Origin of the sequence: Pseudanabaenaceae cyanobacterium SKYG29 (genome assembly GCA_025055675.1) — a bacterium.
GTDB lineage: Bacteria > Cyanobacteriota > Cyanobacteriia > Pseudanabaenales > Pseudanabaenaceae > M5B4.
Map to the genome: position 1 here is coordinate 290,531 of JANWWT010000001.1, position 22,674 is coordinate 313,204.

Annotated in this window: 23 protein-coding genes; 16 read left to right on the forward strand and 7 right to left on the reverse strand. The window is 47.9% G+C overall.

The window, feature by feature from the left end; genetic code table 11:
* Positions 1-54: 54 nt before the first annotated feature.
* The 12 genes from NZM01_01380 to NZM01_01435 all read left to right on the forward strand — a co-directional run bounded on the left by NZM01_01380 (position 55) and on the right by NZM01_01435 (position 10,464).
* Positions 55-2,469, forward strand: coding sequence for a dynamin family protein (locus tag NZM01_01380; GenBank protein ID MCS6958684.1), 2,415 nt, complete (start codon positions 55-57; stop codon positions 2,467-2,469).
* A 146-nt stretch (positions 2,470-2,615) separates the two neighbouring features.
* The gene (locus tag NZM01_01385) at positions 2,616-2,810 is read left to right on the forward strand and encodes a hypothetical protein (protein MCS6958685.1); all 195 of its coding nucleotides are present in this window, start codon (positions 2,616-2,618) and stop codon (positions 2,808-2,810) included.
* A 65-nt stretch (positions 2,811-2,875) separates the two neighbouring features.
* The gene (locus NZM01_01390) at positions 2,876-3,202 is read left to right on the forward strand and encodes a hypothetical protein (protein ID MCS6958686.1); all 327 of its coding nucleotides are present in this window, start codon (positions 2,876-2,878) and stop codon (positions 3,200-3,202) included.
* The gene (locus tag NZM01_01395) at positions 3,199-3,432 is read left to right on the forward strand and encodes an HNH endonuclease (protein MCS6958687.1); all 234 of its coding nucleotides are present in this window, start codon (positions 3,199-3,201) and stop codon (positions 3,430-3,432) included. The genes NZM01_01390 and NZM01_01395 overlap by 4 nt, the downstream gene beginning before the upstream one ends.
* A 2-nt stretch (positions 3,433-3,434) precedes the next feature.
* On the forward strand, positions 3,435-3,821 hold the full coding sequence (locus tag NZM01_01400) for a CrcB family protein (GenBank protein MCS6958688.1): 387 nt from the start codon (positions 3,435-3,437) through the stop codon (positions 3,819-3,821).
* On the forward strand, positions 3,811-4,197 hold the full coding sequence (crcB, locus tag NZM01_01405; protein MCS6958689.1) for a fluoride efflux transporter CrcB: 387 nt from the start codon (positions 3,811-3,813) through the stop codon (positions 4,195-4,197). Before NZM01_01400 ends, crcB begins: the two co-directional genes overlap by 11 nt.
* Before the next feature lie 145 nt (positions 4,198-4,342).
* Positions 4,343-5,692: an ABC transporter substrate-binding protein gene (locus tag NZM01_01410; protein ID MCS6958690.1), complete on the forward strand. Its 1,350-nt coding sequence runs from the start codon at positions 4,343-4,345 to the stop codon at positions 5,690-5,692.
* 2 nt (positions 5,693-5,694) lie between these two features.
* Positions 5,695-5,895, forward strand: a complete 201-nt coding sequence (locus NZM01_01415) for a hypothetical protein (GenBank protein MCS6958691.1) — start codon at positions 5,695-5,697, stop codon at positions 5,893-5,895.
* A gap of 17 nt (positions 5,896-5,912) precedes the next feature.
* Positions 5,913-6,749 carry a nitrate ABC transporter permease gene (gene ntrB, locus NZM01_01420; GenBank protein ID MCS6958692.1) on the forward strand — a complete coding sequence of 279 codons (837 nt, stop codon included), beginning with the start codon at positions 5,913-5,915 and terminating at the stop codon, positions 6,747-6,749.
* A 10-nt stretch (positions 6,750-6,759) separates the two neighbouring features.
* Entirely contained in the window at positions 6,760-8,742 is a 1,983-nt protein-coding gene (locus NZM01_01425) for a nitrate ABC transporter ATP-binding protein (GenBank protein MCS6958693.1), read from the forward strand.
* A gap of 39 nt (positions 8,743-8,781) precedes the next feature.
* Positions 8,782-9,600, forward strand: a complete 819-nt coding sequence (locus NZM01_01430) for a nitrate ABC transporter ATP-binding protein (protein ID MCS6958694.1) — start codon at positions 8,782-8,784, stop codon at positions 9,598-9,600.
* A 42-nt stretch (positions 9,601-9,642) separates the two neighbouring features.
* The gene (locus NZM01_01435) at positions 9,643-10,464 is read left to right on the forward strand and encodes a hypothetical protein (GenBank protein ID MCS6958695.1); all 822 of its coding nucleotides are present in this window, start codon (positions 9,643-9,645) and stop codon (positions 10,462-10,464) included.
* Here NZM01_01435 and NZM01_01440 read toward each other — a convergent pair.
* From NZM01_01440 to NZM01_01450, 3 genes are read right to left on the reverse strand one after another with little or no spacing between them, the layout of a single operon-like run.
* The gene (locus NZM01_01440; GenBank protein MCS6958696.1) at positions 10,461-10,814 is read right to left on the reverse strand and encodes a ferredoxin; all 354 of its coding nucleotides are present in this window, start codon (positions 10,812-10,814) and stop codon (positions 10,461-10,463) included. The two genes, NZM01_01435 and NZM01_01440, sit on opposite strands and share 4 nt — an antisense overlap.
* Positions 10,807-11,190 carry a DUF1257 domain-containing protein gene (locus NZM01_01445; GenBank protein ID MCS6958697.1) on the reverse strand — a complete coding sequence of 128 codons (384 nt, stop codon included), beginning with the start codon at positions 11,188-11,190 and terminating at the stop codon, positions 10,807-10,809. Before NZM01_01445 ends, NZM01_01440 begins: the two co-directional genes overlap by 8 nt.
* Positions 11,191-11,208: 18 nt before the next feature.
* Entirely contained in the window at positions 11,209-11,406 is a 198-nt protein-coding gene (locus NZM01_01450) for a DUF2997 domain-containing protein (protein MCS6958698.1), read from the reverse strand.
* A 180-nt stretch (positions 11,407-11,586) separates the two neighbouring features.
* On the opposite strand from NZM01_01450, the gene cimA reads away from it, so the two are divergent.
* A complete protein-coding gene (cimA, locus tag NZM01_01455) occupies positions 11,587-13,188 on the forward strand; it encodes a citramalate synthase (protein MCS6958699.1) in 1,602 nt (533 codons plus the stop codon).
* Here the strand turns inward: cimA and purB are convergent.
* From purB to NZM01_01470, 3 genes are read right to left on the reverse strand one after another with little or no spacing between them, the layout of a single operon-like run.
* The gene (purB, locus tag NZM01_01460) at positions 13,156-14,451 is read right to left on the reverse strand and encodes an adenylosuccinate lyase (protein MCS6958700.1); all 1,296 of its coding nucleotides are present in this window, start codon (positions 14,449-14,451) and stop codon (positions 13,156-13,158) included. The genes cimA and purB overlap by 33 nt on opposite strands.
* A 23-nt stretch (positions 14,452-14,474) precedes the next feature.
* On the reverse strand, positions 14,475-17,285 hold the full coding sequence (gene ileS, locus NZM01_01465; GenBank protein MCS6958701.1) for an isoleucine--tRNA ligase: 2,811 nt from the start codon (positions 17,283-17,285) through the stop codon (positions 14,475-14,477).
* Between the two features lie 59 nt (positions 17,286-17,344).
* Entirely contained in the window at positions 17,345-18,970 is a 1,626-nt protein-coding gene (locus NZM01_01470; GenBank protein MCS6958702.1) for an ABC transporter ATP-binding protein, read from the reverse strand.
* Between the two features lie 49 nt (positions 18,971-19,019).
* On the opposite strand from NZM01_01470, the gene NZM01_01475 reads away from it, so the two are divergent.
* Genes NZM01_01475 through cysS form a run of 3 tightly spaced genes read left to right on the forward strand, consistent with a single transcriptional unit; the run spans position 19,020 to position 21,438 of the window.
* Entirely contained in the window at positions 19,020-19,403 is a 384-nt protein-coding gene (locus NZM01_01475; protein ID MCS6958703.1) for a DUF3450 domain-containing protein, read from the forward strand.
* Between the two features lie 2 nt (positions 19,404-19,405).
* Positions 19,406-19,918 (forward strand): (2Fe-2S) ferredoxin domain-containing protein, encoded by a 513-nt coding sequence (locus NZM01_01480; GenBank protein ID MCS6958704.1) that lies wholly within the window; start codon positions 19,406-19,408, stop codon positions 19,916-19,918.
* An 11-nt stretch (positions 19,919-19,929) separates the two neighbouring features.
* Complete coding sequence (gene cysS, locus NZM01_01485; GenBank protein MCS6958705.1) at positions 19,930-21,438, forward strand: cysteine--tRNA ligase; 1,509 nt, start codon at positions 19,930-19,932, stop codon at positions 21,436-21,438.
* On the opposite strand, the gene tyrS is transcribed toward cysS, so the two are convergent.
* On the reverse strand, positions 21,435-22,640 hold the full coding sequence (tyrS, locus tag NZM01_01490; GenBank protein ID MCS6958706.1) for a tyrosine--tRNA ligase: 1,206 nt from the start codon (positions 22,638-22,640) through the stop codon (positions 21,435-21,437). The two genes, cysS and tyrS, sit on opposite strands and share 4 nt — an antisense overlap.
* Positions 22,641-22,674: the final 34 nt, after the last annotated feature.

Below are 22,674 nucleotides of genomic sequence, written 5' to 3' on the forward strand. Positions count from 1 at the left end.
TTTTGCTAACTGACTCTGTTAGATTTGTGTTGTCCCCCCCCGATCGAGCTACTTATGGTGCAATTACTCATTCCTGCCTGTGCCAAGCTTGCCGACAACACGCAAAAAATACTGGACTTACTCAAACAAGAGCCGACACTGCGTCATACAGACACAACCATGGTGCAGGCTTCTTTGCGCAAAATTACTAGTACTAGTTTTGAGGTGGTGTTTGCTGGTGCTTTCAGTGCAGGCAAGTCTATGCTCATCAACGCTCTGTTGGGGCGGGAGTTACTCTACAGTGCTGAAGGGCATGCCACAGGTACAGAATGTCGGATTGCCTATGCCGAAAGCCCCGATCGGGAACGGGTAGTTTTGACATTTTTAAGCGAAAAAGAGATCAAGAACTTAGTAGAAGCTCTATGTCAAGAATTGGGTATACCAGGGGGGGTAAATCTGCACAGTGATGACAGTTTAGAAAGATTACAACTAGAAGCGAAGGAAATTATCAGGCAGGCGGGGGGAGAAAATCAATCAGAGAAAGCGAAACGAGCTAATGCCTTACAACTTTTAATCAAGGGTTATCTAGCCAATCGGGAGCGCATACAACCCGAGAGCAATTCTATTTTTGCCATGGATAAACTGAACTTTTCTAGTTTACAGGAAGCAGCTAACTACGCGCGCCGTGGTGTCAACAGTTCTGTGCTCAAAAAGATAGAGTATTACTGTCATGACCCCATGTTAGAAGATGGGAATGTAATTATTGACACTCCTGGTATTGATGCCCCTGTCAAGGAAGATACCCAGATAACATTTAGAAAAATTGAAGACCCCGATGTATCAGCAGTTGTCTGTGTCCTTAAATCTGCTTCTGCAGGGGAGCTAACCGCACCGGAAACGGAATTACTAGAAAAAACCAAGGCAAATCCTAATATCCGCGATCGGGTCTTCTATGTCTTTAATCGTGTTGATGAAACTTGGTATAACACTCAACTAAGGCAGAGATTGGAGCGCTTAATCAACAGTGATTTCCGTAACTTACCTAGGGTCTACACCACTAGTGGCTTATTAGGGTTCTACGGTAAGCTTGTGCAAAATACTAGCTATCACGATCGGTTTGGTTTAGATTCGGTATTTGCAGAAAGTGTGAAGGGGGAAGGGGGCAAAGAAGAAACGCCCCAATTTGTTTATGCTTTTTTGAATTACTGTGCCAATTCTGGCAAACTACCTAGTTCGTTTCGGGTGGATGTACGCAGCTATGAGACTGGCAATGAAAATTATGTCAGGATTTTGCAGGAATGGGGTACACCTTTGTTACAGCAACTAATCTGGGACAGTGGTATAGAGCAATTTAGGGAAGCAGTTATTCGTTATTTAAGGGAGGAAAAAAGACCGTTACTGTTTATCAATTTAGCTGACGACTTGCAGCCTCTCTGCATTGCGTTACAAAAGCACTGTTTAGAACAATACCAAGGAGTGACAAGCCAGCCCCAGGAAGCAGAAACAATGAAGTCCCAGGAGCTGGGTAAAATCGGTCAGCAGTTACAATCGATCGGTCTAGCCTATAGCAAACACTTACAAGAGGAGCTAAATAAAGCTGTTGCTAGCGAGTTAAATACCAGCTACGAAAAAGATTACCGTGCACTGCAAGCGGCTATGGTGGCGCGTTTAGATGAGTTATTAGCTAACTTTTCTGTAGCCGATGTCCATCGCCGTGCCCAAGCTAGTCATCCCCGCAATTCCACTGTGCCTGTCATGGGTATTTTAGTGGAGGCTTTCTATTACTTAGCTAATGAACTAGAGGTAGTTTTGGTAGAGTATTCCCGCCGGGTTGTTGCTAACTTTTTTGACCAGTTAATTGATGCTGTTCAGAAACAGGACTATTACAAAGAAATTTATCGCTTGCTGGGTAATGACGGGGGTATAGAAGCAGAGCTAAGGCAGTTGCAACAGAGGGTAGAAATTGCTATTGAAAATGAGGCAAAGACGGAATGCGATCGGTACGTAAGAGAGCGACCAGAGATATATACAGCTACTGTATGGCAACTACGATCGGTTTTACAGCAGTCCTGTCGCAGTTTTGACTTCGATAGTATGATTGAGGCTGAACCAGCTATTAAGCAACTTCTAAAGATGGATTTTGAGCAGAAAGTTGGGGACACGATTAAAAGAACCTATAGGCAAACAATCAATCAAACCCTCAATGATCACATCCTTAAGCATGCCCAAGAGTACCCCCACCAAATACTAAATTATTACGATCGGGCTAGGAGTTATTTAGAACAGACCCTGGATAAAGAAGTTCAAGAAAAACTAGAGGCTAATCGTAAGTTACAACAGGAAATACTAGCAAAGGTTGACACTTACAATGCAGCGGTGAGTGGGATAAATGCCTGCCTACAAGCCCTGCAACTCGATCGGAAACAGCTACCACTAATTTCTCTAGATGAGTTTGAGTCCACTGAAACTTCTACGGGAGGTGAGGAATGAATCTACAGCCTACAGATTTGGTGCGCTTCAAACTCTTGGATCAGTCTGTGAATATCAATCTGCCGAATTTTAACAAACAAGACTACAATAGGAGCATAAGCAGAATGCTAAGTGATGAAATTGATACTATCTTTGAGTTTAAGAAAATGTCTAAACGAATTATTGAATATTATTTGCCTGATGACTTCCGAGAGTATGTCATGGGTTTAGGTTTAGTGTGTGAAGTTTTGCGGATTGGAGATCCGGGGTGGCGGCAAGGGAAGATTAAAGCAAAAGTAGTAATTGAATTTGAACCTGATGAACCAGATTCTCCTCTAGAAGATATTCGCCAGTCTCTATGACCGGAGTTATTGGAGGAACTGTAAGATACATGTTAAAATAACGGAGACCCAGTCAGAGGTGTAGCATGGAAGGATTAGAACCACAAGCTCTGATTCGTTTAGTAAATCCAGAAGAATACGGTGAAGTCGGGAAAGAAAACTACTTGAATATGGTGAATCAAATTGATTATTACTGGCAAAGTTACATATTTGAAGGAAAATCCATAACTTGGAAGATTTGGAACACAATTAATTACAATAAGTATTTAATTATAAAGGAGCTAGGAATTTGCTGCGAAAAATTGATTCCAGGAGATCCACGGGGCTGGGTCAGAGGTAAGATTAAGATCAATATGTGGTTTGAACCTGATGAACCTGAATCTCCCCTAGATGAGTTGCGTGATTCCCTATGACCCCTAGAGTGCCTATTCCTGAGGCAGTGAGGCAATATGTTTTCCAAAGAGATAACTATCGCTGTTGCAGTTGTGGTGCAACTAAAGATTTAACTATCGACCACATCATTCCTCTAGCTAAAGGTGGCACTAATGACATAAGTAATTTACAAACTCTCTGTCTCAGCTGTAATGCTCGTAAAAACGATCGGTATGACCCACGGTTTCGGCGCTACTGGACAGAATATTAGTTATGCTTAACCGCCCTGTAGTAGCTATTGCCCTGGGCGCGATCAGTGGTTCCCTCTGTCGTTATTACCTGCTGAAAACGATCGGGCATGTGCCCTGGAATACCCTAATTGTTAACACCACTGGCTGCTTTTGTCTGGGACTACTAGTGCCTCTTACTATGGGGCGTTTGGATTTAAGATTGACCCTCATCCCTGGTTTTCTTGGCTCCTATACAACCTTTTCTAGCTATGAATTGGACAGTGTCAAATTGTTATTGGCACGGGATTTTTCCCAAGATTTACTCTACTGGGGAGGGAGCTTGATACTGGGCTACCTGAGCTTGCACCAGGGGTTCAATCTAGGCAACTATATCCGCAACAAACTGCAAAAACAAATTGATGACAACTAACGAATTTTTACCCCTTTGGGTGGTTATAGGAGCAATTCCTGGTGCCTTGAGTCGTTACTATCTCACTCTATTTGTAGCAGAAAAGGTAAATTTTGATTTTCCCCTAGGTACTCTTTTAATTAATATTTCTGGTGCATTCCTGATGGGCTTTCTTGCCCCTCTCCTGCCTTCTCTACCAACCAACCAGTGGTTAAACGAAATAACGATTGCGGGCTTTGTCGGCTCCTACACTACCTTTTCCACCTATATCCTTGACCTTTTTTACCTCAGCCAAACTGGCAAGTGGCGAAAAGTTTTCCTCTATGGACTAGGCACACCCTTGGGAGGACTGCTAAGTGTGGAGTTGGGCATCGCCCTAGCTCAACTTCTCTCATAAGTAAACCTGAACACACTCATAAGAAACATTGAGGGTACCTGATATTTACAACTTCATAGACTGCATTATATGCTTAGCTTAGCCTGAATAGATGGAAGTCTATAAGGATTGGGCGCAAATTCATAACTGAAGGGAGTTGAGTGTTATGTCGAGCACTTCGCGTAGGCGATTTATTGGCACTTTTGCTACCACAGCGATCGGGTCAATCTTGTTGAAGGGTTGTCCGGGGAATCCGCCTACCACCAATGCTCCTACTGCTACGCCTACAACAACAGCAGCAGGGGGAGGTCCAGTTGGTGAACCACCGGAGACTACTAAGATTAAGTTGGGGTACATTCCTATTTTGGAGGCAGCCCCTCTGATCATTGCCCAGGAAAAGGGTTTCTTTGCCAAGCATGGCATGACGGAAGTGGAAGTGGCTAAGCAAGCCAGTTGGGCAGCGGCGCGGGATAATGTCGTTCTCGGTTCTGCGGGGGGCGGGATCGATGGTGGTCAGTGGCAGATACCTATGCCCCATTTGATCACTGAGGGGATTATCACTAATGGCAACAAAGTACCGATGTATGTCCTGTTGCAGACCAGTACCCAAGGAAATGGAATTGCCGTAGCGGGTATCCACAAAGGGAAGGGGCTAAACCTAGATGTCAGTAAGGCGGCAGATTATATCAAAGGCTATGCTAAAACTAATGGTCGTAAATTTAAGGCAGCCCATACGTTTCCCAACGCTAACCAAGAGATATGGATTCGTTATTGGTTTGCTGCAGGTGGTGTTGACCCCGATAAAGATATTGAGTTATTGACGGTACCAGCGGCAGAAACAGTACAGGGAATGCGCAATGGCACGATGGATGCCTTTAGTACAGGTGACCCCTGGCCCTACCGCATAGTTTCAGATAAGATTGGCTTCATGGCAGCTCTAACGGAACAAATCTGGGAATTCCATCCAGAGGAATATTTAGCCATCCGTGCTGACTGGGTGGACAAGCATCCTAAGGCTACCAAAGCCATTCTCAAAGCCGTGATGGAAGCACAACAATGGTTGGATGACCCTAACAATCGCCCAGAAGCTGTCCAAATTCTCGCAGCTAGGAATTTCTTCAATGTCCCCGCGGATGTGCTCACGCCACCTTTGCAAGGTAAGTATGACATGGGAGATGATCAACCAAAGATCGATGATTTCAAAGCGGGCCCACTTTTCTGGAAGGATGGGTTAGGTAGTGTTTCTTATCCCTACAAGAGCCATGAGTTATGGTTTTTGACAGAGACAATTAGATGGAATTTCCATGGTGGCAAGATCAAAGATTTTGCCATGGCGAAAGCCCTAATCGATCGGGTCAATCGCGCCGACTTGTGGGTAGAGGCAGCTAAGGAACTGGGAGTGACCGACATACCCACGAGTGATTCCAGGGGTGTAGAAAAACTCTTTGACGGTAAAGTTTTTGATCCCGCTGACCCTGAAGCCTACCTAAAAAGTCTAGCGATCAAAAGGGTATAGCCATGGGGCGGAGTAGAACCCAGGCGGAATTCTTCTACCTCGATCGCAAAAGTCGCAGGTTACGCCGATTGCCGTCTACAGATTTACCTATTTGTTCTTTCTTTCTGCCTTTAGTAGTTTTGTTGTGGAACTATTACGCTCAGCAGAATTTAGTCCCCCTAGCCCCTTGGCAAAGTTTGGAGTCGTTTTCTTTTTTGTATTAGTTTTATAGGAGTAAGTTATGGCAACAACACAGTATCGCGGTTCCGCCAATAATGGCAATTTTCTTGCTACTTTCTGGCGCAAAAACGCTGGTAATATTGTCCCCCCCATGGTTGGCATTCTTGGCTTTCTCATAGTTTGGCAGTTATTTTCTTCTTCTGGCTTAACCAGACTGCCTGGTCCCATCAATATCTGGCTAGATGAACGGGCTAGGACTCTGATTCTGTATCCTTTCTATGACCGCGGTGGCTTGGACAAGGGCTTAGCTTTACAAACACTGGCCAGTCTGACTAGAGTAGCGAAGGGGTATTCTCTGGCAGCGATCGTGGGCATCAGCATGGGAATTCTGGTTGGTCTGCAACCGTTAGTCAGCAAAGCCCTTGATCCTATCTTCCAGTTTTTACGCATGATTGCTCCGTTGGCGTGGGTACCGATCGCCCTTGTAGCTTTGCAAAATAACCAACCGGCAGCAATTTTTGTTATCTTTATCACAGCAGTGTGGCCTATCCTAATCAATACCGCAGAGGGAGTGAGACAAATTCCCCAGGATTACATCAATGTTAAACGGGTGTTGAGACTGTCTAATTACAAGTTTTTCACCAAGATTCTCTTCCCTGCCGCTCTGCCCTATATCTTTACAGGACTGAGAATAGCGATCGGGTTAGCTTGGCTCGCGATTATTGCTGCTGAAATTGTGATGTCGGGGATTGTGGGCATTGGTTTCTTCATTTGGGATGCCTATCAGCAAAACTATGTCAGTGAGATCATTGTGGCAGTGATTTACATCGGGGCTGTGGGGTTAATCCTCGATCGGTTGGTGTCCTTCTTACAAAAATTGATTGTTCCAGAAAAATAGGAGATAAAAGATGGTGCAAACCTTGGTAAAAGCAGAAGGGATTGTTAAACGTTTTCCCCTCAGTGGTGGCAATGAGTATCTCGCCCTTAAAGGGATTGATTTGGAGATTAGGAGAGGTGAATTTATTTCCCTCATTGGGCACTCGGGCTGTGGTAAGTCCACTTTGCTGAACATGATAGCGGGTCTCGATCGTCCGTCCGAGGGTGTGGTTTTGCTGGAAGGTCAGACAGTGCGCAGTCCTGGACCGGACAAGATGGTGGTCTTCCAAAATTACTCCCTCTTGCCCTGGTTAACAGTGTGGGAAAACGTTGCTCTGGCAGTAGATGAAGTCCATGCGGGGTTGAGCAAGAAAGAAAAGGAAGAGATTATTCGCCATCACATTCAGTTAGTGGGTCTGGAGCATGCGGCAGATAAAATCCCTGCCCATCTATCAGGGGGAATGAAACAAAGAGTAGCGATCGCGCGGGCATTGGCAGTCCGACCGAAGTTGCTGTTACTCGATGAACCTTTTGGCGCTCTGGATGCCTTGACGAGGGGGAATTTGCAAGAACAACTCCTACGCATCTGTGAAGAGAACCAAATTACAGCCGTGATGGTCACCCACGACGTGGATGAAGCGGTGCTCCTCTCCGATCGGATTGTCATGCTCACCAATGGACCTGGGTCTAAAATTGGGCAGATTTTGGAAGTGGATATTCCCCGTCCCCGCAAGCGCTTGGAGGTAGTCAATCACCCCAGTTACTATGCCCTGCGCAGTGAAATGTTCTACTTCCTAAATCAACAAAAACGGGTGAAAAAACTCAATGCCCGCAGAGTAGCAGTATTATCGCGTCACGGACTGGAAAAGGTTAACCTGGAAATTGGCTTTGTGCCTCTTACTGCCTGTGCCCCTCTAGCCGTGGCGAAAGAAAAAGGCTTTTTTGCTAAACATGGCTTGGATGAGGTCAATCTAGTGCGAGAGACCAGTTGGCGGGGGATTGTCGATGGCATGGTGGAAGGCTACCTAGATGCGGCTCAGATGCCCTCTGGGATGCCAGCTTGGTTAACTTTGGGGGGAGCAGGGAAATTGACCCAAGTGGTTACAGCTCTGACTATGACGCGCAATGGCAATGCTATCACCCTGGGTAAATCCTTCTACGACCAAGGCATTTATTCCTTGCAGGAATTCCACACTTATCTGCAGGAGAACCCGCAAGTTCATCGCATGGGAGTTGTTCATCCTTCTTCCATGCACAATCTCTTACTTAGGTATTGGTTAGCTAGCGGCGGCATCGACCCCGATCGGGATGTGGTGTTGAAAAATATCCCCCCTGCTCAGATGATTGTGGATTTGAAAGCTGGCAGTATTGATGGCTTTTGTGTGGGCGAACCCTGGAATTTCCGTGCCACCATGGAAGGGATTGGCTTTGTTGTTGCCACTGACCTGGAGATTTGGAATGGTCACCCTGGCAAGGTTTTGGGAGTACGGGAGGAATGGGCAAAAGCTTATCCCAACACCCATATCGCCCTAGTGAAGGCACTCTTGGAAGCAGGCAAATATTGCGCTGACCCCAACAATGCCACCGAAATTGAACAAATCCTAGCCCGCCGCGAATATGTGGGTATGCCCAGCCAATACATTCACCTGAGTAATCCCAATCAAGCAGCTTGTAGTTTGGACAAACCCCTACGGCAATACGCCCACCATCAGTTTTTTGGCACTAGTGTCAATCGTCCTAGTCGTACAGAACAACTCTGGCACATAGCCCAGATGGCAAGGTGGGGAATTGTTCCCTTTCCCAGAAATTGGGTGGAAGTGATGGAGAAAATTTGCCGTGTGGATGTTTTTAGTACGGCTGCCAGGGAACTGGGGCTAGCAGACATTTCCTACAGTCGCGGTCCCATTCAACTATTCGATGGTTCTACTTTTACTACTGATGACCCCTTGAGTTATCTCAACAGCCTAGCAATCAAGCGTGATTTCACCATTGCTGAAATTCCCTTAACTGTGTAGTTATTCATGGCAGGAAGAAAAATGATGCAAACTGTAACTATGGATGTTGCTGCCCCCCCAGGCCTCGACCCCCAACAGTCTTTCGTCACCTTTACCGATGTCAGTAAAGTCTATCCCACCCCCAAAGGGGATTACGTGGTGTTGAAAGATATAAACCTATCCATCGCCCAGGGAGAATTCATCTGTGTCATTGGTCACTCTGGTTGTGGCAAATCAACTTTGTTGGGGATGGTCTCAGGCTTTGTGCAACCCACCACAGGGGAAGTGCGTGTAGAAGGAAAACGGGTGACCAAACCAGGTCCCGATCGGATGGTTGTGTTTCAAAACTATGCCCTGCTGCCCTGGTTGACAGTCTATGAAAATGTCTTTTTAGCCGTAGATGAAGTCTATAAAAACCGATCGTTAGTAGAAAAAGAAGAGATCGTTCGCCATCACCTAGCCATGGTGGGTCTGCTGGAGGCAATGGAGAAAAAGCCTAGCCAGATTTCTGGTGGTATGAAACAAAGGGTAGCAATTGCCCGTGCTCTCGCTATCCGTCCCCAGGTGCTGATTTTAGATGAACCCTTTGGTGCTCTTGATGCCATCACTAAAGAAGAGTTACAAGAGGAACTCCTGCAAATCTGGCAAGAACAGGACTGTACAGTGTTGATGATTACTCACGACATTGATGAAGCTCTGTTTCTCGCCGATCGCCTAGTAATGATGACCAACGGACCCGCTGCCACCATTGGGGAGATTGTCACTATTCCCTTTGCCCGTCCTCGCGATCGTACCCAAATTATGGAAGACCCCACCTACTACAGTTTGAGAAACTACATTTTGGACTTCCTATACAATCGCTTTGCCCATGCTGAATAGCCAGGTATAATAACAGACCTGACCAGCATCTTAAAGGGGGAAATGACCAGCAACTGGCAAGGACAGACCGCTGTTGTGGCCACCATGCACCACAAGGAAAAGGTAATTGCTCCGCTGCTAGCTGAAATCGGGATTCAATGCTGTACGATCGCCAATTTTGACACCGATCGGTTTGGCACCTTTACCCGCGACATCCCCCGCCCCCACAACCAGCTGGAAACCGCTAAATTAAAAGCCAGATCGGTTTTAGACCTCTGTGACCATCCCCTAGCGATTGCCAGTGAGGGCAGCTTTTTCCCCCACCCTGCTATTCCCCTGCTTGCCTGTAATCGGGAGGTAGTGGTACTCTACGATCGACGACAGGACATCTATATTTGGGCGGAAGAAGTTTCTACTAACACAAATTTTAATCACTGCCAGGCAAAAACTTGGCGAGAGGTGGAGGAATTTGCCGAAAAGGTAGGCTTTCCTGAGCATGGACTAGTGGTCATTGCCGATCGGATCACCAAAGGCATCACTGATTGGGAGGTATTGAAAAGAGTTGTTACTGAAGTTTGGCAGCAGCAGACAAAAGTACATATAGAAACTGATATGCGGGCGATGTTTAACCCTACGCGGATGCAGAATATTGCCCAAGCCACCGAAAAGCTAGTCCGCAAATTACAATCTCACTGCCCCGCCTGTAACTGCCCTGGTTTTGACGTTGTCGAACACCGTCCTGGTCTACCCTGTGCCTGGTGTGGCACACCTACCCAGCAAACTGCTGCCATTGTGTATGGCTGTCTTTCCTGTTCCTATACCAAGGAAGAAAGAGTCACCCCAGCTCAGGCTGACCCCCAATTTTGTCCGTTTTGTAATCCCTAGAGCAGGTCTACATTCCAGGTTGCCCTGTGCCCCCGTCTGGCATTATCTCCTACCAAACCAATGTTAGGAATGACCTGGTGTTTACGCCGTTCTTCTAGGAGAGCTAGCTCCCGCTCATTCACCCAGGCAATACAGTCTACAGGGCAAGTATCGATCGCTTCTTGAATCAAAGCCACGTTATCTCCCGTCTGGTTGATCACCCTTGCCCTGCCGTAGTCTTCTTCCAGAAAGAAGGTATTGCGCGCAACGTAGGCACAGTGACCACAGCCAATACAGGTGGACTCATCGACATAGACGTATTTTTGCCGCAGAGCACCACCCAGTTCTGGTTCAAAGCCCGTTCTATCCATGCCAGCGTTGCAGGACTACCCGCACTGCCCCCGTTTCCAGGTTCTGTTGTTCCGTCAGAGTAAACCCTTGCTTGAGGGCTTCGCTTTTCACAGTTTGCAGAGCGTAGCGCTGGGTAACTTTTTGCAGGAAACTTTCCACTGTCCAAGGCTGTTGCCAATACTGCAGGTCAGCAACCAAGGCATATTCCTTGCCGTTCCAGCGAAAGCCAATATCATAACCGTTTGCCTGGGGAATGACGACTTCCGCCCGATCGGTCGTACCTTGATAGCCGCGCACTGTCTCCCCTTGCTTCCATTGGATGCCTAGGTCAGTGAGGGCTTGCTGTAGCGGTTCTAAGTGACGAATCTGCGTCTTAATGTGTGTGAAGTGGGACATAGGCAATTTCCTGTCTTGCTACCATTGACTAACTGTTTGCACTTCTGTTAAGGTGACTTGCTGGGCAAAATGCTCAGACGTTAACTCTCTGGCGATAACAGACCCTAGCTTCTCCTCGATGGCAGCGGTGACCGCCTCGCAGGTAGAGCCAACAATGCCTGTTACCCTCTCTTCCACCCTGCCGTCAGGATGAATAATGAATTCCAGAGTCTCCATGTTCTAGTAAGTGCTCAATTACTTAGTAGTTTCTCTTAATAATCCCTGTGCCGTCAAGAAATTTACAAATCTTAGTAATTTGCCCTAAGCATTGATACAGCTCTATTTTTGCCTGTGGGATAACTCTAGGTTAGTCTAAGGGAAGAGCGATAGAATGGGTGGTGAGGTTGTCTGGTTGCCATGAAAATTACCATTTACGATACAACTTTGCGGGATGGGGCGCAGACGGAGGGGTTAGCTCTGTCGGTGGAAGACAAGTTAAAAATTGCTCGTCTCCTCGATCGCTTAGGGGTTGATTTTATTGAGGGGGGGTGGCCTGGGGCTAATCCCAAGGATGAGGAGTTTTTCCAGCGTTTGCGGGGGGAGGGGTTACGCCACAGTCGGCTGGTCGCTTTTTGTGCTACCCGTAGGGCCGGTGGCCAAGCTAGCAGTGACCCCATGTTTGTCCCTATTTTGGCAGCTCAGACGGAGTGGATAACGATTTTTGGCAAGTCTTGGGATTTACATGTGACGGAGGGGTTGCGCACCACCCTGGAAGAAAATTTAGCAATGATTGGGGACACGATCGGTTTTTTGCGCAGTCAGGGACGCAGGGTGATTTACGATGCGGAACATTGGTTTGATGGCTACAAACGCAATCCCGACTATGCCCTGGCAACTTTGAAAACGGCGGCGGTGAGTGGAGCGGAATGGCTGGTACTCTGTGATACCAATGGCGGGACGTTGCCCCAGGAGGTGACCACGATCGTTTCCCAAGTGCAGCAATTCCTCGACTCCCTAGAGATTGGCACTCCCCTTGGTATTCACACCCACAATGATTGTGATGTGGCGGTGGCAAATACGATCGGGGCGGTTATGGCGGGCTGTCGGATGGTGCAGGGGACAATCAACGGCTATGGGGAGCGCTGTGGCAATGCCAATTTGTGTTCGGTAATGCCCATCTTGCAGTTGAAGTTGGGGTATGAATGCATCACGCCTGAGCAGATGATGGGGTTGACTAGCACGGCAAGGGAGATCAGCGAAATTGCCAATTTAGCTCCCAATGAACATGCACCCTTTGTAGGTCTATCAGCCTTTGCCCATAAGGGAGGAGTCCATGTCAGTGCTGTGGAGCGCAATCCCCTCACCTATGAACACATTCCACCAGCAGCGGTGGGGAATCATCGCCGTATTGTCATTTCGGAGCAGGCGGGGTTGAGTAATGTGTTGGCGAAGGCGCGCGCCTTTGGTCTTGACCTCGATCGGGGGGATGAGGCCTGTCGGGTGATCCTGCGCAAGATGAAGGAGCTAGAACAGATGGGCTACCAATTTGAGGCAGCGGAGGCCAGTTTTGAGTTGTTGATGCGCTCAGCCCTCGATCGTCGGCCCCACTTCTTCTACCTAGAGGACTTCCATGTCCATTGTCACGGGGAACATAACGGTCAGTTGACAGCCCTGGCTACAGTGAAAGTAGTGGTCAAGGGGGAAGAGCACCTCACAGCGGCGGAAGGGAATGGTCCTGTCTCTGCCCTCGATACTGCCCTGCGGAAGGCTTTAGTGGCGTTTTACCCCCAAATCGATCGGTTTCACCTCACGGACTACAAGGTGCGTATCCTCAACAGCAATGACGGAACAAGGGCAAAAACACGGGTGTTGATTGAATCCAGTAATGGCAACGATCGGTGGACGACGGTGGGAGTCTCCTGCAACATCATTGCTGCTTCCAGCATTGCCCTGGTGGAATCCCTGGAGTACGGCTTGTTAAAATTCTCAGATGCCCAGCCGCTGGTAAATGGTGTCTAGGTGCTTGAGGTGAGCGGTGGGGTCAAAGCAGTGGTCCAGTTCTGCGGGGGTGAGGTATTGCTGCACGATCGGGTCAGCACTGATGAGGGCACGGAAATTGCCTGCAGGATTGTTCCAGGCTTGGTGGGCATACTTCTGCACCAGGCGATAGCTGTCCTCTCGGCTCATCCCCTTTTGCACCAGTGCTAGTAACACCTGTTGACTGAAGACCACTCCCCCATAGCAAAACAAATTGCGCTCCATGTTGGCGGGATAGACCTGCAGATTCTGGATGAGGTCAATGATTTCCGTGAGCATGAAGTGAATGAGGATGCAGCAATCGGGCAACATGACCCGTTCGGGGGCAGAGTGAGATATATCCCGTTCATGCCACAGCGCCACATTTTCCACTGCTGTGAGGGCATAGCCCCTGAGCATCCGCGCCATGCCTGTCAGCCGCTCCGATCGGACGGGATTCCGTTTGTGGGGCATCGCCGACGAACCCTTTTGACCAGGAGCAAAATATTCCTCTACTTCCAGTACATCAGTACGTTGCAGATGGCGAATTTCCGTGGCAAAGCGTTCGATAGTGGCACCCAACAAAGCCATCACCTGCACAAATTCCGCATGCCGATCGCGGGAGATCACCTGGGTAGAGGCACAATCAGGAGTCAACCCCAACTTGCGACAGGCGATCGCTTCCACCTGGGGGTCCACATTGGCGTAGGTCCCCACTGCACCGGAAATTTTCCCCACGGCAATCATCTTGCTCAGATTGACCAAGCGTTCCCGTTGCCGCATTACCTCTGCTAGCCAGCCTGCCAATTTGAATCCAAACGTGATCGGTTCTGCCTGTACCCCGTGGGTCCTGCCCGCCATGATGGTGTAGCGATGTTGTTGGGCTTGGTAGCGGATAGTTTGAATTAACTTTTCCACCAACTCCAGAATCAACTGCAAGCTGCGGGTGAGTTGCAAAGATAAAGCCGTATCCAGGACATCAGAGCTTGTCAACCCCAGGTGAATATATCTGCCTGCGTCCCCCACATACTCGTTGACGTTCGTTAAAAAGGCAATCACATCGTGGCGCACCTCCGCTTCAATTGCTGCAATCCGATCGGGGTCGAACTTCGCCTTTGCCTTGATCTCCTCTACCGCTTGGGGGGGGATATAGCCCAATTCCGCCTGCGCTTCACACACAGCAATTTCCACATCCAGCCAGGTCTGGAACTTGTAGGACTCTGTCCAGATTTGCCCCATGGCAGGGAGAGTATAACGATCGATCAACACCGTTTAGGAACGCAACCCTACTATTGTAGCGCCTCTAGGGCTTCCACACAGCGTTCACAGAGAGTGGGATGTTCAGGGAACGTACCAACCTTTACAGAATAGTTCCAGCAGCGGGCGCACTTTTGCCCTTCCGCGTGATCCACACCGATCGTCAACTCCTCTGTGGTCAACTGATGGGGAACAGGGGGCATTTCCTCCACCAAATACACCTGGGAAGTAATGAACAGATAACGCAAATCCTCTGCCACGCTAGATAGAATTGCTTTCAATCCCTCATCCTGTACCTGCAGGAGCACCTTTGCTTCCAAAGAAGAGCCAATCATCTTTTCATTGCGCGCCACCTCCAAAACCTTGTTCACCTCTCCCCGCACATGGAGCAGCTTTGTCCACCGATCGTTTAACTCTGGATTACACCAGGCAGACGGAAACTCATACCAACCACTTTGAAAGACAGACTTAGTGGGAGTAGGGTAAGGATAATACTGCCAAATATCTTCTGCGGTATGACATAGGACAGGGGCAATTCCCTTTGTCACTAATTCCAGGGCTGCTGCTAGGACAGTTTGACAAGCACGACGCAGACGGGACTTGGGCGCACGAATATACAAACGGTCCTTTGCCACATCCAGATAGAAACTAGATAAATCCACCGTACAGAAATTCTGCATCGTCTGGAAGAAGCGATAAAACTGAAAACTGTCGAAGGCATGGGTGATTTCTTGTCCTACTGTATAGATGACATGGAGGAGATACCGATCGATTTCCTCCAGCTCCTCATACTTCACACTATCTTGCTGCGGTTGAAAATCATAGAGATTAGATAGCAAAAACCGTGCCGTATTCCTAATCTTGCGACTGACATCCGCAATCTGGGCAAGAATAGTTTTACCGATCGGTACATCACTAGTGTAATCCACACTAGCTACCCACAAACGCAGGACATCCGCACCGTAGGCAGGCTCTTGCTTCTTATCCTTACCACCGTTAATGATGACCATAGGGTCAATCACATTGCCCAAGGACTTACTCATCTTTTGTCCCTTTTCATCCAAGACGAACCCATGGGTGAGGACAGCCTTGTAGGGAGCCTGGTCGTGCACCGCCACAGAAGTCAACAAAGAAGACTGAAACCAGCCCCGATGTTGGTCAGAACCTTCCAAATACAAATCAGCAGGATAACTCAACTCCGGTCTTTGTTTTGCCACCGCCGCCCAGGAAGACCCCGAATCAAACCACACATCCATGGTGTCCGTCCCCTTGCGATAGCGATCGGCATCTTTTCTGTATTTCTCAGGCAGCAACTCGGCTACCGAGAGTTCCCACCAGGCATCCGACCCCCGCTCCCGAAAGATGTTTTGAATATGAGCGATCGTCTCTTCATTTAACAGATACTCTTCCGTCTCCTTGTCATAAAAGACAGGAATGGGCACACCCCAAGCCCGCTGGCGGGAAATACACCAATCCGATCGCTCCTGCACCATAGCCGTAATGCGGTTTTCACCTACAGGAGGAATCCATTTCACTCCTTTGATTGCTCTTAATGCCTGCTCCCTAAACCCATCCACAGAAGCAAACCACTGTTTTGTGGCTCTTAGGATTACTGGTTTTTTCGTCCGCCAGTCATAGGGATACTTGTGCACATAGGGTTCTTCTTTCAATAAAACTCCCTTCTCCTGCAGAGCAGCAATCACCGCTCGGTTACCATCCCCCAACACCGCCAAACCCGCAAACTGCCCTGCCTCCGCCGTAAACACCCCATAGTCATCCACCGGCGACAGCACCCCCAAGTGATACTTGTTCCCCACCACAAAGTCATCCTGCCCATGCCCAGGGGCTGTATGCACCAAACCCGTCCCCGACTCCGCCGTCACGTGATTACCGCAGATAATGGGACTCGATCGGTCAAACAGGGGATGCCGACAAATTATTCCCTCCAAATCCTTCCCTACAAACTGGCAGACAACCGCTAAAGACCGTTCTAACTTCTGTTGCAAACTGGTCAACAAGTCCGTGGCCAGGATGAGATAGCGCTCCCCCTCCGCCACCAAACTGTAAGAAAGACTAGGATTGACAGAGATAGCCAAATTGGCAGGAATTGTCCAGGGAGTAGTCGTCCAAATAACAGCATAGGCAGGTTTATCTGTCGGTAACAGCCCCCGTTCATCCTTCACCACAGGAAAAGCCACATAGATACTGGGGGAAGTGTGACCTTCAGGGTATTCCAACTCCGCTTCCGCCAAAGCCGTCTGTGAACTAGGCGACCAATAGACAGGCTTCAAACCCCGATAGATATAGCCCTTGAGCACCATCGCCCCGAACACACCAATTTGGGCAGCCTCATACTCAGGAGTCAAGGTGAGATAGGGATTTTCGTAATCCCCCCACACCCCCCAGCGCTTAAAGCCTGCCGCCTGCTCTGCCACCGTACTTAAGGCAAATTCCTTCGCTTTTTGTCTGATCTGTAGGGGAGTTAATTTCTTTCTCTCCTCTGGCTTGATATTTTGCAAAACCTTCAACTCGATCGGTAGCCCATGACAATCCCAACCCAAGACATAGTTGACCTTACGCCTTCGCAAGATATGATAGCGATTGATAATATCTTTCAAAATCTTATTGAGAGCATGACCCATGTGCAGACTACCATTAGCGTAGGGCGGTCCGTCATGGAGGACAAACTTTTCCCCTGGGTTGGAGCTAGCCAGACTTTCATAGATACGATGTTCTTGCCAGAACTGTTGAATTTGGGGCTCCCGCTCCACGGCATTAGCCCGCATGGGGAATTCTGTCTGAGGCAAATTAACCGTATCTTTGTAGTCGTGGGTAGTAGTCATGGGTAGTCTTTGGCCACTGTTAAGGAATTATGTCTGATTGTACAGGAGATTGCCATTCTTTAGGCAGGAATCGATCGGAGTAGCTGGCGGGTATATTCCGCTTGGGGTTGTTGATAGATTTGGTCAGCTAAGCCCTGTTCTACAATCCTGCCGCCGCACATAACCACCATCCGATCGCTCATGAATTTCACCACACTCAAATCATGGGAGATGAAAATATAGGTGAGCTGGAATTCTTTTTGCAGAGACTTTAACAGATTCAGGACTTGGGCTTGCACTGATACATCCAGCGCCGAAACAGCCTCATCAGCAATGACCAAGCTTGGGCGGAGAATCAAAGCCCTGGCGATGGAAATCCGTTGTTTCTGTCCCCCTGAAAAGGCATGGGGATAGCGGGACATAGCGTCTGCATCTAGTCCTACCTTGCGTAATAATTCAACTACTGCTCCTCTTCTTTCCTCCCTTGTGCGATAAACACCATGGATGATTAAGGGTTCTTCCAGGGCAGCCCCGATCGTCATTTTGGGATTGAGGGAACCCACCGGGTCTTGAAAGACCATCTGCATCTGTCTTCTTACCGATCGGGGTCTGGATTTACCTAGTAGCTGATTTTGAAAAATGATCTTGCCCCGTTGGGGAGAAATAAGACCGACGATCGCCCTTGCTAGAGTTGTCTTACCGCTGCCTGATTCCCCTACAATCCCCAGAGTTTCCCCAGGGAAAACCTCAAAGCCCACATCTTCCAGAGCATAGGTTTGTTTTATGTAACTAACACTCAGTCCTTCCACCTGCAGGAGGGGAGCAATTCCTGCTGGCATCTCATAGGCAGGCGCAGGCACACCGAGCAAAGGATTATCGGGTATTTTGGGAATAATTTTGCCGTCGGCTGTTTCTGTCATATAGTCCTGCACAGTTGGTAAATACAGAAGACGCAGATGGGGACGGGGACGACAGGCGAGCAGACCCCTAGTGTAAGGATGGCGAGGTTTATTAAACACTTCTTGGGTTGTGCCACTCTCTACACAACGACCGCGGTACATAACCACCAATTTATCACTCACTTGTTTCACCACACCCAGGTCATGGCTAATGAAGATCAAAGACATCGATCGGGAACGGCGTAGATTATTCAGCAATTCCAAGATCGTTGCTTGCACAGTCACATCCAAGGCAGTAGTGGGTTCATCGGCAATCAAGAGGTCAGGATTACCCGCCAAAGCCATGGCAATCATCACTCGCTGTACTTGACCACCAGAAATCTGGTGAGGATAACGTTTAGCAAAACTAGCAGGCAACTGCACTTCTTGTAAGAGAGAAATTACCTGCTCTTCTGCCTGTCTAGCAGTTACATTTTGGTGCTGTAAAATTGCCTCTCTAATCTGATAACCACAAGTAAATAGGGGATTGAGAGAACTCATTGGCTCTTGAAAGATCATCCCGATTCTCTTGCCCCGATAGTTTTCCTTGGCGGTCAAAAGATTGGTCCCATCCAACTCTATGCTACCTGCCACTACTTTTCCATTAGCTGGCAGCAGTCCCATAATTGCTAGTGCTGTTGCGGACTTACCAGACCCCGATTCCCCCACAATTCCCAGGGATTCCCCCCGATCGAGGCTGAAAGACAAATCCTGGACAACTGTTTTGCCATCAAAGGCAATGGCAAGATTTTGTACGTCTAGAAGCATAGAGCTGGCTAAAATGTGATAGGATTTGACTATGTTATTGTAGCCAATTATGACCCCTGAAACAGAGCAGAGGATTATAGATACCCTCGATCGGTTGGTTCGCACGGTCGACCAATTGACAGCAAGAGTTGACAATCTAACTACGAGAGTTGACCAACTAACTGCAGAAGTTAGTTCCCAACGCCAGGAGTTAGAAACTCAGCGGGCGGAATTACGAGTGCAGGAAGAACGCTTGACGCGCGTGGAAGATAGACTAACCCGTGTAGAAACTGACCTAGGGGAATTGATTAATGAAGTAAGGAGGTGGAACGAGCGTATAGAAACATACCAGAAGGGCTCAGACAAACTAGTGAATTTAGCCTCCAGTCTGATTGTGGGTGCTTGTGTAGCAATTATTGCAGGCGTCGTATTGGCGATCGTAAGAGGGATGTAGAAATGAAGGCAGAGACAACCACAGTTACTTATCAGGGGAAGTTTTTGGGGTTCACAACCCTCGATGGTTACAAACTGAAATACTTTCGCTTACTAACAGACAAGGGTGAATACATTATTAAAATTCCCAAGGAAGAGCGACTGCACTACTACAAGACCTTGCAGGTGGGTGATGATGTGGTTACCACTGTCACGGAATGTTTTGATTGGAAGAAGGGGATCACAAAGAGGAAAGCGATCGAGATTGACAAACAGCAAACTACTACAGCTGACACGGAAGACAGGAAAACAAAGGTAGCTATCAAAGTATTAGTGTGTCAGGAATGCAAGGGCAGCAATCAATTGATAGGAGAACTGCAAAGACAGCTAGGGACTGCAGTGACAATCAAGCCGACCGGCTGTATGAAACGATGTAAAACTGGTCCCAATGCAACAGTTATGCCCCTTAAGCAGTCATTTACTAATGTGCAAGATGTCACACCGATCGTCAACCTTATCAACGAAAGTTTACAGTAGAGAGGCAAGCAGTGAGTCTACGTTTATTCAATAGTCTGACAAGGCAGAAGGAGGAATTTGTCCCCCTAGAGCCGGGGAAGGTGAAGATGTATGTCTGCGGGGTAACGGTGTATGACTTTTGCCATCTTGGTCATGCCCGTGCCTATGTAGTTTGGGATGTTGTAAGGAGGTACTTGGAGTTTTCCGGTTATCAGGTCTGCTATGTGCAAAACATTACTGACATAGATGACAAAATTATTAAGCGAGCACAGACAGAAGGAGTCGTTCGGCGAGGCTCACGAGCCGTGGATTTTACAGAGATAACCGATCGTTACATCCAAGCCTACAACGAGGACATGGCAAAGTTAAACATAAAGCCTGCCGATCGTTATCCCCGTGCCACAGAACATATACCCCAGATGATCGAGCTGATTCAGTCTCTTATAGAAAAAGACATTGCCTACGAAGCTGGTGGAGATGTCTATTATGCAGTCCAGAAATTCCCTAGCTATGGCAAGTTATCCCATCGCACATTGGACAGTATGCAAGCTGGTGCTAGTGGCAGAGTGGAGGATGAGCCTCTGAAACGTTACCCCTTCGATTTCGCCCTCTGGAAATTAGCTAAACCTGGTGAACCTTTTTGGGAGTCTCCCTGGGGCAAAGGTAGACCGGGCTGGCATATCGAGTGCTCAGCTATGGTAAAGAGCTGTTTAGGAGAAACGATCGATATTCACGCAGGGGGAGCAGACTTACAATTTCCCCACCACGAAAACGAAATTGCTCAATCGGAGGCAGCTACAGGTGCTCCCCTGGCTAAATACTGGATGCACAACGGTTTTGTCAACATCAGTGGCGAAAAGATGTCCAAATCCCTAGGCAACTTCAAAACTATCCGCTCCCTGCTGGAATACTATCATCCCATGGCTTTGCGGTTGTTCATCTTGCAGGCCCACTACAGACAACCGATCGATTTCACGGAAGAAGCGATAGCTAGTGCGAGTAAGTCCTGGCAGTTGTTGGCAGGGGGGCTAACCTTTGCCGATGATTTTCCTACGTTAGTGGACGAAGAAGACCAACCACTTAATCAGACTTACTTAGCAGAATTTCAATCGGCTATGGATGATGACTTCAACACACCAATGGCACTATCTGTTGTCTTTGACTTGGCTAAGACCTTGAAGAAAGAGAGAAACCTAGTCACCCATGGTAGCCAACCGCACTATGACCAGAAGGAGCTGAAATCAATTTGGCAGACGTTTTATACTCTCTGTGATGTCCTTGGTCTGGCACCGCCCCCTCAGATCAGAGACTACATACCACCCCAGCAACCGACTTCGGCCAGCTTCGTTGAGCCGATTGATAAGCACAAACAGCTAGGAATTACAGAAGAAACGATCGAACAATTGATTGCCCAGCGCAGAGAAGCGAAAAAACAGAAAAATTATCAGGAAGCTGATCGAATTAGAAATGAGCTACGGGAGAAGGGAATTGAGCTGATCGACCTACCCGGGGGAGTGACGAAGTGGAAATACAAAGACTAGGGTACTAGCTTTAGGAACTTCTTCCTTCCTACCTGCAGAACTTTATTAGCTAATTCCTCTGGTGTTTGCCAGGTATAGTGGGGGTCAGTCATTTTCTCTCCGTCTATTCTAACTGCACCGTTACCTATTTGATTGTGAGCTTCATTGTTGCTCTTACATAAACCCGTAGCTTTCAAAAGGTAGAACAGAGGCATAGGGAATTTGAGGTCTCCCAGAGAAAACTCAGGTACAGACTCTAAATTAGCTGTGCTACCTTGTAGGACAATTTTTTCCGCATCCTGCTGTGCCTGCAAAGCCCGATCGCGTCCGTGGTAGATACTGACAATTTCCAATGCCAAGCGTTTTTGTTTCTGCCTGGGGTCAGGGGGAAGAGTGTGGGGGTCAATATCTGTCAATAACTCAAAGTAGCTGTCCACCAAGTGATCGGGGACTTTCTCCAACTTGGAATACATAGAGAGGGGGTCTTCCGTCAAACCGACATAGTTATCTGCCGATTTGGACATCTTCTTTTCCCCATCTAACCCCACTAACAAAGGCAACAGCAGCCCAAACTGCCCCCCCTGACCATTCTTAGTCTGCAAATCTCTACCCACTAAAATGTTAAATTTCTGGTCTGTTCCCCCCAATTCAATGTCCGACTGCACAACAACAGAATCATACCCCTGTAACAAAGGATAAAGAAATTCATGGAGATAAATAGGTGTACCCTGTCTATATCTTTCCCCAAAATCTTCTTTCGCTAGCATCTGTCCTACTGTCATACTCGCTAAAAGATTAATCACAACCGACAGGTCAAGACTGGCTAACCACTCGCTGTTAAATCTGACTTCTAACCTGCCTGGAGTAGTAAAATCCAAAATCCTACTTGCCTGTTCAAAATAAGTCTTAGCGTTATATTCCACCTCTTCTTTGCTCAACCGCGGACGCATTTCTGACTTGCCTGTGGGGTCGCCAATCTGGGCAGTAAAATCACCAATAATCAAAACTGCTGTGTGACCTGCATTCTGAAATTGCCGCATCTTGTTGAGTACCACCGCATGCCCTAGATGTAAATCTGGTCTTGTTGGGTCAATTCCTAACTTGACGCGTAAAGGACGATCGGGATGGGCAAGACGATCCCTTAATTCCTGGGTGCCACTGCTAGGAAAAATCTCTGCCACTCCGTGTTGTAAAAGTCTATCAATTTCCCCTACACTTAGCATAAATACACTGCATCACTTGTCTTTGGTTTGCAAA